Source organism: Pontiella desulfatans (genome assembly GCF_900890425.1).
GTDB classification, from domain to species: domain Bacteria; phylum Verrucomicrobiota; class Kiritimatiellia; order Kiritimatiellales; family Pontiellaceae; genus Pontiella; species Pontiella desulfatans.
The window spans coordinates 1,171,578-1,185,972 of record NZ_CAAHFG010000001.1; the positions used below are offsets into that span (position 1 = coordinate 1,171,578).

Genomic DNA, 14,395 nt, shown 5'->3' on the forward strand with positions numbered 1-14,395 from the left:
ATAAGAAAGATATCCCTGCCTTGGGTAACGATTGGAAAGGCGTAGAAAAAATGATGAATCGTAGGTTTGTGGTTTTAACTGCCATACTGGCCTTTGCGGGTGGTGCTGTTTGGGCGGAGGGTTCAGTGCCAAACCGGATCCATGTGGCCGTGGATGGCCACGATGGAAATCCCGGCACGGAAACCCAGCCGGTGGCAACGTTGCACAAGGCGAAGGAGCTTGCGCGGGAACGGCAGGCGAGCGACCAGCCCAGTCCGCTCGAAGTGGTTGTCGGGGGCGGAGTCTATTATCTGGAGAAGCCTCTGATTTTGTCGCCGGAAGACAGCGGCAGCTTCATCTATCCCATCACCTATCGCGCCGCGGACAACGAGGAGGTGGTCCTTCGCGGGGGCAGGGTGGTTTCCGGCTGGGAAAAATGGAAAGACGGGATTTACAAAACCAACCTTAAGGAACAGGGGCTGGGCAGGCTCCGGTTCCATCAGCTGTTCTATAAAAGCGCAACCTCCAAAAAGGCGACCGCAAAGCGCCAGGTTCTTGCGCGGCATCCGAATCGTGACCCGAAGCACCCGCGCACGGGCGGCTATCTCTATACGCCGGAGCAGGCGAAAGAGGGGTGCCGCCAACTGCTTTATACCGAAGGCGATATTCCGTGGGGTGATTGGGGCGATGTTTCGCAGGCCGAAATCGTGTCGCCCTATGGCGGCTGGTATTTTGCCATCACACCGGTCTGGAATGTGAACCGGGAGGAAAACACCGTTGGCTTCCGCCCGATCCGCAAGCCCATCGAAAAAATGAACCGCTTCTTTGTTCAAAATGTGTTGGATGCCCTCGATGCGCCGGGCGAGTGGTTCCTGGACTATAAAAAGGGCGATTTATATTTCTATCCGCCCGCCGGGCAGATTGAAGCCGGGCAGGTGATCGTGCCCGTGATGGATCATGTAATCGAGTTGAAGGGAACCATTCCTTATCCGCACAAGGGTCTAAGCATAACCTACCAGGGGCAGCTCGAGGATTGCCCGCGGAGCGATGTGCCGATGGCGCCGGTTTCCTTCATCACGCTTAAGGGGTTCACGATCGAATGTGCGTGGCAGGACGCGATCCGGATGACCGGGGCAAGGCATTGCCGCGTGGTGAATTGCAGGATCACCAACGCGGGCAACGTGGGCGTGAATATCGGAGGGATCACGTCGGCCTATGAAGAGGTCGGGACCCCCCGGGTCAAAGAGGCAACGGGCTATGCAACGGTTGGCGCGGGCGCGGGTGGCCAGTCGCTTTGGTCCAATGATCCGGGAAAAAGCTGCCAGGTGGTGGGCTGCGATATCTGGGAGACCGGCTGCGAAGGAATCGTGCTGCTGGGTTCGGACAACCTGGCCGAGAACAACCACATCCATGACATTGGCCTCTACGCCAAGGACTGCCCCGGCATCAACCTGCTGGGTGAGCGCAACGTGGCCCGGAAAAACACCATCCACGACCTGCCGCGCTGCGCGATCTTCTTCAAGGGCATGGAGAATGTGATGGAATTCAACGACATCCACAATGTGGTGCTGGAGACCAAGGATATGGGTGCCATCCGCTCGGTGCACCGCAATAGATATCTCGGCGGCGACATCATTCGATTCAATCGCATTTTCGATGTTCCGGGCTATGGTTTCATGGCGGGCCAGCTCCGGCCGGACACCTTCATGACCTATGGAGTATACCTCGACGACTACACCTCCAATGTGAAAGTGCAGGGCAACATCATCGTCAATGCCGGCCGCAGCGGGATTATGGTTCACGGCGGCAACAATGTCCTGTTCGAAAACAACATTGTCTACAACCCGATGGGCTTCCCTTCGGAATTTTCGCCCATTGCGCCAAAAAGCGAAGCCGCCAAAGCCAAGGCCAGGGCCAGAGGTCCCGGAGAGAAGACCATTTTCAGGAACAACATTACCCGGAACAATATCATGGTCTCTTCCATGAAGGGCGCCACCATTCCCTATCGCTTTGCCCGGCCTGAATTCTGGGGAAGGCGCAAGGCCTACTTTTCAAACAACCTGTTTTACAACCTGCAAAAACCGGATGCGCCCATGGGCGTGGTGTTGGCCGACAAGAAGGCGTTGAGCTGGGAGCAGTGGCTGGACTTCGGCATGGAGGATGGTTCCGTTTTCGGCGATCCCGGATTCGTGGATATCAACAACCGGCGGTTTGAACTGAAGGAGGATTCCCCGGCGTGGGCGCTTGGGTTCAAGGCGATTCCGGTGGATGAAATCGGGTGTTATCCAAGTCCGGAGCGTGCGAGTTGGCCGCTCAAGCCCAATCTGAAACGCTTCCGCGAAAAACCCGTCGTGAAAACCATCAGCGGCGATCCGCGCCCCGCTTCCAGAGTCTGGTTCAATGTGGAATTCATTGATGTCTCCAAGACAGGGGGGATCGGTTGGTCGGAAGAGAAGGCCAAGGAGTAGGGATGCATTTCAATAGACCGGGGAAGAAGATTTTCAATCCGATGTTTTTCGTTGCGGCTTTTGCCGGCTTGGCCGGTGCATCGAACGTGGGCGTGGTCGAAGATCCGCATGCACGCATCACGGATGAGGCTCCGAGCCGGTGGGTCGTGCAGTGGACGGCTCCAAAATACTATGCCGCTCCGGTCGAACTGGATCTTCGCCGTGTGCATTACAATATGCGGTGGCGGAAAGTTGAATCGGCGGACGGCAAGGCCGAGCTGGTTAAGAGCTTGTTGAAAGGCAGCGAGGACACCCTTGCGGCGTTTCGAATCGGCACGGATGTCAAGGCTGGCGATGCATTCCGCTTCGCGATTACGGCGATGGGGTCGCGCTTTAGCGGCGTAACGACTGTTTTAGGGCTGGCTGCCAACAACGAAGAGCAGGGGCTGGTGGGGCTCACAATGCATCCGGGGCCGGCGAATGGATTGCAAATCATTGCGCGGCCCGGCCTGCAAAGTGACGGGCGTGTCCGCGTGGTGCTGCTGCCGGTCGATGCGCTGGGCTATCCGGCTCAATTCAGCACACCCTTGTCCGTGGCTGTGTGTTTGGGTGAAGAGCAGCTCTGGGAAGGGGAGGTTCAATCTGCGGAGCAGGTCTGTCTGGACGTTCCCGACCTTAACGTCGTGCGGCTCACCGCAAAAAGCACGATGGGTAATGTTGTGTCCAATCCAATCTGGCCGGAAGCCTCCCGCGGCCGAATCGCTGCTTTTGGCGACATGCACTGGCATACGGATCTTTCCAGCGATGCCACCCGGGGCATTGATGAGGGGCTGGCCGCCGCACGCGACTATTTCAACAACGACTTTTCCATTCCAACCGACCACGCGCCCGAAGACGACAAGTGGGCGGAGACGGTGAAGGCCTGCGACCGTTTCAACGAACCCGGTCGCTTTGCCACGGTCTATGGATGGGAACGCTCCAGCGCCAAGGGGCACGTCAACTTTTACTTCACCGACCCGGACCATCCGCTGAATCCGGACAACTTCCCGTATCCCAAGGAGCCGGAGACATACATCGAAAAAATACCGTATAAGGATTTTGTGGCCATTCCCCACCACACCAATTCCCGTGGTCGGATCAAGAATGGAAAGCATGCCTTCAGCGCATATCCGTGGGGCGAGCCGATGGATGAATATCTCCGCAGCATCGAAATCATGCAGACGCGCGGGAACTACGAACGTGAGGATTCGCCGGAGAGCTGGCGAACCGATGGCCATAACAATGGTTCAAGCGCCCTGGTTGCTTTAGCGATGGGGCACAAGCTCGGCTTCGTCGGCGGCACCGACAACCATAAGGGCTGGCCCTGCGTGACCCGGAACAGCGGACGCATCTATGCCGGCATGTGGACGAAACGCCGCGACCGCCAGGAAATCTACAACGCATTGCATGACCGCCATACCTGGGCCTGCTGGGATACGCGCGCCATTGTGCTGTTCGAAATCGATTCGGCCATGCAGGGCGATGAGTTGGAGCTGGAAAAACCCCGGAAGCTTTCCGCCCGTATCAAGCTGTCGGCGGAAGCGCCGCTCGATGTCCTTGAAATCGTGACCAAAAACGGCCGCGCCATTGCGACGGAGATTCCGGACGGCGCGCTCGATATCGATACAACGGTCGATTTGGGCATGGTTGAAGAAAGCACTTTTTTCTATCTGCGCGCCAGGCAGGCCAACGGTGCCCTGGTTTACGCCTCGCCGATATTCGTGACCGCGAGATAGTGCGGAAGGGTTGGATGGGAACGGCATGAAAATTTGTTTTTAAACATGGAGGTTGGAGTGAAGAGTTTTTGTATAGCGATTTTAGTGGCGGCCAATGCGCATGCCGCTGATCTGATCCATGGAATCGGGGTTGAAAAGGATGAAGAGGGCGTGGCGGAGACCTATGTTTCCAAATGGATGGAGGCGGGAGCGAGCGCGGCGGGCGTGGCCTCGTTTTCGGTTACGGGGATTTCCGGATCGGTCGGCGCGGAAACCTTTACCTACGACGTGACCGTTTCGGCTTATGGAGACAACGCTCTTCTTGGAACCCGCGGGGGCGCGGACGATTTGCTGGGGGTTCCCGACGGTTTGAATTCGACCGAGCATTTTTCCGATGGCATGGGCGCGCGGATAGAGATTTCCAATATCAGCAATTCAAATGTTTTTTTTCATGGGTTCGTTTCTTTTGATCTAGGCGGGAATAGTACTGGAGAGGGCGTGCTTTTGAACGGCGAACCCTATATTGACCTCGCGCAAAGTCCCACCAGAATCTTGGTCACCGAACCGGTTATGGTCTGGGAGGGGATTTCAATCGGCGTGACCCGTCTGCGCTACGTCGATTACGCGTTTTCGGATGTCCCGCCCGACCTTACGGCGCCCTCCGCGCCCTCCGGTCTTTCCGCGGCGCCGACCAATGGAATCGTGGAGTTGGAGTGGGACGACAATGTCGAACCCGATTTCGCCTCCTACCAGCTATATCGGGCCACGGATGCCAGCGACTACCGGAGGATCATGTCGGGGCTTACCGCCAGCGCCGCGTCCGACAAGGGGCTGGTCAACGGGCGCGCGTATTATTATCGGGTTGTCGCCAGGGATGGTTCAGGCAATTTCTCCTCGCCGTGCGCCGCGGTTTCCGCCACGCCCTGGGTTCCCGGCAGCGAGAGCCTTGCCGACGCGTCCGGCACGCATTTTGAGGACTATATCGGTGTGCCGGATGTCGCCGCGCTGCCCACAGATAAGATAAGCGATACAGATTGGGATGGCGAAGCCGACCTGTTGGAGTTCAAGTTGGGTTCCAATTTCGAGGACGATGCCCACCTCGGTGGCAACGCCATGCGGATCGGGGTTTCAGAAGGTACGAGCATGTTCATCTATGAAGAACGTCGGAGTTCACCTGGCGTCTATGCAACCATCACCTATTCTTCCAACCTGGTGGATTGGACCACCAATCAGTCCCACGTCACGGAGCTCTCCCGCGTGATCCAACCTGATGGAACCAATGAAACGGTCGAGGTGGAAATCGCGAACCCCGCGTTCGCGGATTCCAATGAGTTGTTCGTTCGGTTGCGCGTCGATGACGCGCTCTATGCTCCGCGCTTCGCCATCGAACCGTCCGGCGTCACCACCGGGGCGGTCTCCATGACCGCTGGCCAGGCCGCTCTCGATACTCATCTGGTCGAATACTATTTCGAGGCCCTCTCTCCAGGCGGACACGATTCCGGTTGGCGCCGCGACCGACTGTATGTTGATACGGGATTGGTTCCCGGCGCCGAATACGCCTATCGCGCGCGGCTTCGCCGAACGACGGTCGATGGGATTCCCGTGGCGGGAAGCGAAACGGAAGCTTCGCGCGGCGCCTCCGCCCGAACCAAATCAAGCGGTGCGCGCCCGAACATCATCGTTTTCATGGTGGACGATCTCGGCTACGAAGCGTTCGACATCCATGGCGATTCCAACCACGATACGCCACGTATCAGCGAAATGGCCCGCGAAGGGATTCAATTCACCCAATTCCATTCCCAGCCGCTTTGCACCCCGTCGCGCGTGGAGATTATGTCGGGCCAATACGCTCAGCGTAACTACACAAAGTTTGGAGAATACCTCCAATCCAAAAGCTTCGGGAATTTTTTTCAGGACGCGGGCTATCGCACATGCGTCGCCGGAAAATGGCAGCTTGACGATGGCGACCTCAACGGTATTCCGCGGCGGGATCCCCGCGTGCCGCACTGGCTCGGGTTCGATGAATATCTGCTCTGGCATTTCGAGTCGGCCAATGCCGGAAGTCGGCACTACAACCCCGTCCTAACTATTTCGCTCGATGCTTCGGGCATGGCCTCACAGCATCAGGCGGAATCCGATCCAGCCACCTTTCCCGCGCCCGCGTTCATCATGGTGACGAATAACTTTGCCTCCCCTCCGCAACCCCTAAGCTCCTCGGATTTCGGCCCCGATATGGTGAACCAGTTCATCAACCGCTTCGCGACGAATTCCGCGGTGGCCAACCAGCCGTTCTTTATCTATTGCCCTATGATTCTGCCGCATAATCCCTTTATCGTTCCGCCCGAAACGTTTGGATTGCCAGCTAATAACAACAATGAAAAGGCGCGCCTCATGACCCGCTATCTCGACCAACTGGTGGGCGACACGCTGGATCTGATCCGCTCCGACCCCGCGCTCGCGAAGAATACATTGGTCATCTTTACCGCCGACAATGGAACCCACCGGAGCATCACATCCAGATTCAATGGGGAAAACTTCCAGGGGGCGAAACGCGAAACGCGCGACGCCGGCAACCATGTGGCCTGCGTGGCTTGGTGGGGGGGCGACGGCGGCGGGATTCCCGTCGGCCAAATCAATACCGATGTCGTGGATATCTCGGATATCATGGCCACGATCACGGAGTGCGCCGGGGTGCCCATCCCGCAGGACTACATCCAGGACGGCCGCAGCTTTCGTTCTCACTTGATGGGCAAGAGCCGCGATCCGCGCCGTTGGACCTACGGCCATTGGAAGCTGAAGGGCAGCGAGGACTCTAAAGTTATTCGATGGGCACGTAATCGCCACTACTCACTCTATCACGCCGGAGGGACCGCCGACTCGGGGGCGGACAACATTGATCGCTCAGGAAACTTCTACGACGTGGTCAACGATCCCATGGAAACCGAGCCGCTGCCCGAACCCGAACCGGGAACCCGTCTCGCGGCGCTCAAAGCGGAGTTGCAGGCGGTGCTCGACCTCATGGACGCGGATACCGATAGCGGAAACAACTAATGGTGATAAGGGAGCGGAAAATGGTTCAAGGAGGAATGGGTATGGCCAGGTTGTTTGAGCGGGGGTTGAGTTTCGCGTTTATGATCGCATTGGTGGTCCGCGCGGAGGAACCGTTGGATCTCGGTGCTCGAATGCAGCCGGTTCCTCGCGCGGCGGTTTTCCAGGACGAGGGGTGGTTCACGTGGGGTGGCTCTATGGTGCAAGGCGATGACGGGCGATATTATCTCTGCTATTCGCGTTGGCCCTATGACGTTCAGATGAAGGGATGGATCACCCATTCGCAGATTGCCTGCGCCGTTGCCGACCATCCGCTGGGGCCGTATCGATTCAGCCACAAGGTGCTGGAAGGGCGGGGGGATGGATTTTTCGATGCTACCATGGTTCACAATCCCCATATCCATAAATTCGACGGCACCTATTATCTCTACTACATCGGTGCGACGGCGCAGCCTAAGTTCGAGGCCACGCGAAGGACGCAACGGATCGGCGTGGCGACCGCGCCATCCATCCATGGTCCATGGAAGCGGCTCGACAAGCCATTGCTCGATGTCAGTCCCGATTCCTTCGACAGCCAGTTCACAACGAATCCATCGGTGGTGGAGCACAACGGGCGCTACGTCATGCTCTACAAATGCCTCGGGAAAAACAAAAAGGTGTTCCATGGCGTCGCCTTTTCCGATTCGCCCACCGGGCCGTTCAAGAAACATGGGCAGCCGATCTTTACCCACGAAACCCATCCATTCCCGGCGGAGGATCCCTTCATCTTTCCGTATCATGGAAAGCTGCATGCTATTTTATCCGACCATGCCGTCTTCACCGGAATCAAGCAGGCGCTTTGCCTGTTTACCTCAGAGAATGGAATCGATTGGGAGCCGGCGGTAATCCCGCTTATTTCCGACCGGACGGTTACGTGGGAAGATGGAACGCAGGAAAAGCTGGCCGACCTCGAACGCCCCCAGATCTACTTCGGCGCGGACGGCGAACCCATGGTGCTGTTTTGCGCGGCCACCCATGTGAAGCGCGCCCCCGGCAACACCTTCAATATTCATATTCCATTAAACAGGGGGCTTCTGCTAAATCCTGAGGAACACGAATAGCCGAACGCAATGTGTAGCACCGAATCTCAATTCGGGGCTCCCTGTGCGAAGGAAAGAACGTCGGATCGGAGTCCGGCGCTACTGTATTCTATCGATCAATCTCCTAGAATTCCCGGTAGGGCTCGCGGATGTATTGGTTGAACTCTGGATGGCTGGTGACGGTGAGCGTTTGGTTATCGCACACGATCTTTTCGCCGGTCCGGACGGCCAGCACGCCGAGCAGCACCATTTCGGTGAGCGGGCCGGCATAGTCGAAGTTTGAGCAGGCGGGATGTCCGCCTTCCTTGCAGGATTGGATCCAGTCGGCCGCATGGCCGCCCTCGATGCGCGACAGGGTTTTGGGCGGGACGCCCGCCTTGGCGAATTCGCGCATGGCGGTTTCGGGAATCAGGCGAACGCTGGAGGCGTTGTGGCTGGCCAGCATTTTGCCCGTGTCGCCGACAATCAGCTGTCCACCGATGGACGGCCCCATGCTACGCCCTTCTTCCAGCTCGGCCGGGCGTTCGGGCATGTTGCCACCGTCGTACCAGACCACTTTCACTGGCGGGCGGCTGCCATTGGCGGGGAATTGGTAGGTGACGACGGCGGACTTCGGGAAGGTTTCCGCCTTGCGTTCTGAGGTTTCGGCGGAGACCCATTCCGGCCAGCCGAGATCCAGCGCCCAGAAGGTGGCGTCGAAAAGGTGGCAGCCCATGTCGCCGAGCGCTCCCGCACCAAAGTCGTACCAGGAGCGCCATTTTTTCGGCACATAGTTCGGGTGGTAGGGGCGTTTGGGCGCGGTGCCCAGCCAGAGGTTCCAGTCGAGGGGTTCCGGAGCGACCGGGGTGTCGGTTGGCCGGTCGGTTCCGCAGGGGGTTCCCCAACTGGTCGGACGATCCGTCCAGAGATGGATTTCGCGAACGGTGCCGATGGCGCCGGCGCGCGTCCATTCCGCCAGCAGGCGGGTGCCGTCGTTGGAATGACCCTGATTGCCCATTTGGGTGGATACGCCATGCAGGCGCGCGGCTTCGGTCAGCATCCGGCATTCCCATAGCGTGCGGGTGATCGGTTTTTGAACAAAGGCGTGCTTGCCCAGCTTGATGGCGGCCATGGCGGCGGGATAGTGGGTGTGGTCGGGCGTACTGACGGTCACGGCGTCGATCTGCCCGTCTATTTCCGCGAACATTTTCCGGTAGTCCTTGTAGAGCTTGGCGTTCGGGAAGGCCTTTGCCATTTTCCGCAGATTGTTTTCATCCACATCGCAAAGCGCCACGACGTTTTCGCCTTTCATCGCTTTGGTGTCGCTACTGCCCTTTCCTCCAACCCCGATGCAGGCCACGTTCATTTTTTCGCCCGCCGGAATCAAGCGCGGTCGGCGGATATTGGCCGGCGGCATGTAGAATGTCCGTTGGTTGTTTGCGCAGCCCGACAGCGTTGCCAGTGCGCCCATGCTTCCAATAAAATATCTGCGGTTAATCGTGTTCATATGGCGATCCTTGGTTGCGTTTAAAATGTTTCTATAAAGACGTGCGCGCCTGGCATTTTATGACAGATGCGCCGTTTTGGGGGATGTTTTTGACAGGAGAAGCCGACCCTCGACCATGCTCCTTATTCAGTTGTCTGTTTTGGGTTTTGTCAACGGGCTTGCTATACGGCCATGCTTCCAGCCGGCGGTCTCCATCGCCTGATGAACCTTCTCTGCTTCCTGTAGGTAGGCAAGCCGCTTTTCTTTCCAAAAGTCGCCCTTGAAGTATGGCTGCTCGTCGTAGCGATCGTCGCCGGCAATTCTCGGATCTTTCTGCTCGGCGAGTATTTTATTCAGCCTGTCCCTGAGCCTGTTCTGCTCTTGGGCATGTTCGGGGTTGCCGGCCAGATTGTTGATGCAATCTGGATCCGCCTTAATGTCGTACAATTCCTCGGCGGGGCGTTTTGCCCAGGCCAACCGGAGATAGGGTTGAATAGCAGGATTCTCGCATTGATAGATATAGAGCGTCCGCGAAGTGGATCCCCCCGCACCATAAAACGTATCCCCCTCCGGCCACCGGCCGGGTTTCAGGTTCCGAATGAACAGATAACGATCCGTGCGGATTGCGCGGCCGGGATAGCCTACATCGTTTTCACGAACATAGGGGGTGTGGCGTTCCTGGCCGACAACAACGCAATCGCGACTCGCATCGACCCGGCCGGACTTTCCTGACTTCAATATTTCCAGCAGGCTTCTGCCCGAAACGCCTTTTGGAACGGGCTGCCCGGAAGCCTGGAGAAACGTCGGGGCCAGATCGATCAGGCTGACCAGGTCGTCTACGTTGCGTTTTGGCGGAACCGGGGTTCCCCAGCGGATCGCCAAGGGCATATGCACGCCGTACTCATAGATATTGGCTTTGGCGCGGCTCCATGGCATGCCATTGTCTGAGGTGACAACAACCAGGGTGTTGTCCAGTTCGCCGCTCTCTTCAAGAATTTCAAGCATCCGTCCCAGATGAGCGTCGAATCGTTCTATCTCAAGGGCATAGTCAAGCATGTCGCTGCGCACGCTCACGTCATCGGCAAGGAATTTTGGAACCGCAACCGATTCAAGCGTTTTGCCGGCCTTGAGCCCCGAACCCACCTTGTATCCCCGGTGGGGCTCCCTTGCCCCGTACCAGAAGCAGAAGGGCTGGCCGGATTTGCGCTCCTTGAGAAAGGACTGGAATGCACCGGTGTAGTTGCCCTTGCCCTTGCCCTTGCGAAGGGTATAGTCCTTTCCGGCGGGGTTGTCGCCTTCGAACAGTCCGGGCGCCCACCCTTTTCCCGTCATGCCGACATGGTAGCCCACTTTTTCCAGCAAATCGGTATAGAGCGGAATATCGGTGGGTATTGATGTCCCGTGTACCGCGGCATCGCCATTTTTCCAAGGATTGCGTCCTGTCAAAATGGATGCCCGCGTTGGACTGCACTGCGGAGCGGGCGCGAAAGCATTGTGAAAAAGAACGCCTTCGTTTGCGACGCGGTCAAACGCAGGCGTATTGACAAACTTGCAGCCGTAGGCGCTGGCATGCGGCCAGGACTGGTCATCGGAAATTGCCAGCAGGATGTTGGGCGGTAACGGTTTGTTTGCTTCATCCGACAATTCCGCCAGAACGCTCGCGCAGGCAGATATCGCAAAAGCCGCAACGATAAAACCTCTTCGTGCTGTACCTTTATGTCTGGCCAAAACCTACTCCTCGGAATAATCCGCTCCGTTGATGCTGCGCACCACTGAACGCATCCACATATCCAGTTCCTTCTTCATGCGTTCAACACGTTCCTTGTGTTCAGGGTTGGAGGCGAGATTTGTGGTTTCCATCGCATCGTTGGCCAGGTTGTACAGTTCGAAAACTTCGTCTTGCTTTTTGTTGATCCGGTGCAGTTTCCACGGCCAGTCGTTCCAAGCGGCGTGCCCGGTTGCCGAGTCTTCCGGGAACTGCGGAAAATCATCGACATCCTTTTTCATGCGGAGGGGATCGTGGGGCGTGGGTTCGCCCGCCTGTTGCTTTTCCATGATCGCCTTCAGGATCGCATCGCTTTTGGTGGACTGCCCAGACTGGAATCCACCCCAAAAACCCATGGGGCGGGGGCGTTGTGCGGTGGTTCCGTCGAACACGCCGCTCATGTCGACCCCGTCGAGCGGGTGGGGGAAGTCCGTTTCGACGCCTGCCATGGAAAGCAGGGTGGGAAGCATGTCGAAGGTGTTGACCGGAACCGCCGAGCGTCCCTTTAGTTTTTTCGCCGGCCATTCGACGATTCCGGGGATACGCAGTCCGCCTTCGTAGATGCTGGCCTTCCTGGCGCGTCCGCCGGACGTCTCTTCGTTCAGTCCACCATTGTCGCTGCAATACCAAAGAATGGTGTTTTGCTCCATTTCAAGTTCCCGAAGCGCACGGCGCAGGCGGCCGAACTGTTGGTCCAGCAGGGTGATCTCCCGGTAGTAGGCCACCATCTTTCCTTTGCCCTTGTAAAGTGCGGGGCCGGAGGGCACTTCCTCGTGGGGGGAGTGGGGCGAGGGAAACCACGCTACCGCGAAGACCGGTTTTTCGCCATCCTTGTGTTTTTCCAGAAATGCGATGGTGTCGTCGATCAAGATTGCGGAACCCTTGCCCTTTCGGCGTTCCACCTTCCCGTTGTGGCTGAGGTAGGGGTTGTTGTCGAAAAAGTTGAGGCCGACCGCCCATTCATCAAAACCCATTCCGGACGGGTTGCATGGCGAGCCGGGTTGTCCCGAACCCAGATGCACCTTGCCGAAGATGCCGGTCGCATAACCAGCGGCTTTCAGCGTTTCGGCAATCGTCCGTTCCTGCGGGCGCATGTAGCGGCCATGGCTGGTTACCTTGGAACGAATCGGCGTGCGCCCGGTCATGATGCTCGCGCGGGTCGGCGAACAGATCGGGGCTGCGGCATAGAAGCGATCAAAAACAAAACCGTCCGCCGCCATGGCATCCAGTTCCGGGGTCTGCACAAACGGATGCCCGTTGTAGCCAACATCGCCCCAACCCTGGTCGTCCGCCATGACCAAAACAATATTCGGCCGTTCCGCATGTGCAACGGCCACTACAGTCAACAGGGCCAGCAAACCAATCTTCATGGATTATTTCCCTTTATATGGATGCCATTCGGGGGTGCCGAACCAGTCGTGCATCTCCTTTTCGAACGGGGCGACGATTTCATCGGGTTCAGGGAAGACGCCCTGGTCCTGCATTTCGACTTCCCAGACGGCGAGTGCGGCGCGCATGGCGACCAAGGCTTCGCGGTGTTCCGGTTTGTCGGAGTTGGCGAGGTTGTTGATTTCGTGCGGATCGTTCACGGTGTCGAACAGTTGCTCCGGCGCGACCGTCGGCGCCATCAATTCTGCAGGTGCTCCGGTGAGCTTTCCTTCGGCCATCATCTGGCGCATCAGCGGCTTGATGGGGAAGCACTTTTCCTTGTAGCGGTTGAGCGAGGTGAAGTGGCGGTCGGGATAATAGTTGCGAATGTAGTGATAGCGCTGGCCACGCACGCTGCGGACGCGGTTGACGGTTTCATCGACCCGGTCGCGGCTGGAAAAGGCATACTGTCTTTCCGGGCCGACCCGGTTGCCAAGAAAGATGCGGCCATGCATGCCGAGCGGACGCTTGATGCCGGCGAATCCGAGGGTGGTTGGGGTCATGTCGATCAGGCTGACCACTTCATCGCTGACGGTGCCGGGGCGGTAGTTCTTCGGCGCGGGAAAGTTTTTCGGCCAGTGGATGATCATGGGCACGTGCAGTCCGGTGTCGTAGCACCAGTGGATGCCGCGCGGCTCGATGCGCCCGTTGTCGCCGAAGAAGACAATGATGGTGTCGTCGGCGACGCCGTCCTTTTCAAGCTGGCGGAGAATCTTGCCAACGGTGCGATCCATGCCGGAAACCGAGTTCAGGTAGCGTGCCCATTCTAGCCGGACGAGCGGGTGGTCGGGATAGTAGGGGGGCGGGCTGACGTTTTCCGGGGTGGCGATCTTTTCGTGGGTCGGCTCGCCCTTCCATTCGACGCGCGGCTGTTGCCAGGTGTTGCGGTCGTAGATGTCGTATTCCGCCTCCAGCGTGTTGATCTGAGCGAAGAAGGGCTGGTTGGCTTTCAGATCTTCCCATGCGCCGGTGTCGTAGAGCTTGCCTTCGTTGACAAAGTTGAGGTCGAGCTTGCCGGAGCCGACTTCCTCGCCGTTCATCGTTTTGATGTTGGCGGTGGTGTAGCCGACATCCTTAAGCCGGTGGGTGATCGGCCGCACGCCTTCGGGCAACCGGTAGTCGTCCTCGCGGTGCGAGCGCATGTTGTGGGTGTCGGATGTGTTTTGATACATGCCCACAAAAAAGGCGCTGCGCGAGGTTGCGCAAACCGGCGCCGTCGAGAAGGCATGGGTGTAGCGCACGCCCCCGGCGGCCAAGTTGTCCAGATTGGGGGTCTTGACGTTTTCGGCGCCGTAGCAACCTAGATCCAGCTTCAGGTTTTCGGCGACAATCCAAATAATGTTGGGGCGCTTTTGTTGCGCGGAGCAAATGGTTGCGGCGGCCGCGACGGCGATAGCGAGACAACGATATGGTTTCATGAGGTTTCTCCT

The 14,395-nt window shown here is 58.0% G+C and carries 8 protein-coding genes; 4 read left to right on the forward strand and 4 right to left on the reverse strand.

Annotation, left to right across the window (positions count from 1 at the left end; genetic code table 11):
* The first annotated feature begins 50 nt into the window (after positions 1 to 50).
* Genes E9954_RS04515 through E9954_RS04530 form a run of 4 tightly spaced genes read left to right on the forward strand, consistent with a single transcriptional unit; the run spans position 51 to position 8,328 of the window.
* Positions 51 to 2,447, forward strand: coding sequence for a right-handed parallel beta-helix repeat-containing protein (locus E9954_RS04515; protein ID WP_168441964.1), 2,397 nt, complete (start codon positions 51 to 53; stop codon positions 2,445 to 2,447).
* Positions 2,448 to 2,449: 2 nt separating this feature from the next.
* Complete coding sequence (locus tag E9954_RS04520; protein WP_136078033.1) at positions 2,450 to 4,201, forward strand: DUF3604 domain-containing protein; 1,752 nt, start codon at positions 2,450 to 2,452, stop codon at positions 4,199 to 4,201.
* 57 nt (positions 4,202 to 4,258) lie between these two features.
* Positions 4,259 to 7,231 carry a sulfatase-like hydrolase/transferase gene (locus E9954_RS04525; RefSeq protein ID WP_168441965.1) on the forward strand — a complete coding sequence of 991 codons (2,973 nt, stop codon included), beginning with the start codon at positions 4,259 to 4,261 and terminating at the stop codon, positions 7,229 to 7,231.
* Between the two features lie 41 nt (positions 7,232 to 7,272).
* The gene (locus E9954_RS04530; protein ID WP_168441966.1) at positions 7,273 to 8,328 is read left to right on the forward strand and encodes a glycoside hydrolase family protein; all 1,056 of its coding nucleotides are present in this window, start codon (positions 7,273 to 7,275) and stop codon (positions 8,326 to 8,328) included.
* 103 nt (positions 8,329 to 8,431) lie between these two features.
* Here E9954_RS04530 and E9954_RS04535 read toward each other — a convergent pair whose 3' ends face one another.
* The 4 genes from E9954_RS04535 to E9954_RS04550 form a co-directional block, all read right to left on the reverse strand.
* On the reverse strand, positions 8,432 to 9,793 hold the full coding sequence (locus tag E9954_RS04535; RefSeq protein ID WP_136078036.1) for a Gfo/Idh/MocA family protein: 1,362 nt from the start codon (positions 9,791 to 9,793) through the stop codon (positions 8,432 to 8,434).
* Between the two features lie 126 nt (positions 9,794 to 9,919).
* Positions 9,920 to 11,500: a sulfatase family protein gene (locus E9954_RS04540; RefSeq protein ID WP_136078037.1), complete on the reverse strand. Its 1,581-nt coding sequence runs from the start codon at positions 11,498 to 11,500 to the stop codon at positions 9,920 to 9,922.
* Between the two features lie 3 nt (positions 11,501 to 11,503).
* Complete coding sequence (locus E9954_RS04545) at positions 11,504 to 12,907, reverse strand: sulfatase family protein (protein WP_136078038.1); 1,404 nt, start codon at positions 12,905 to 12,907, stop codon at positions 11,504 to 11,506.
* Between the two features lie 3 nt (positions 12,908 to 12,910).
* Positions 12,911 to 14,383, reverse strand: a complete 1,473-nt coding sequence (locus tag E9954_RS04550) for a sulfatase family protein (RefSeq protein ID WP_136078039.1) — start codon at positions 14,381 to 14,383, stop codon at positions 12,911 to 12,913.
* Positions 14,384 to 14,395: the final 12 nt, after the last annotated feature.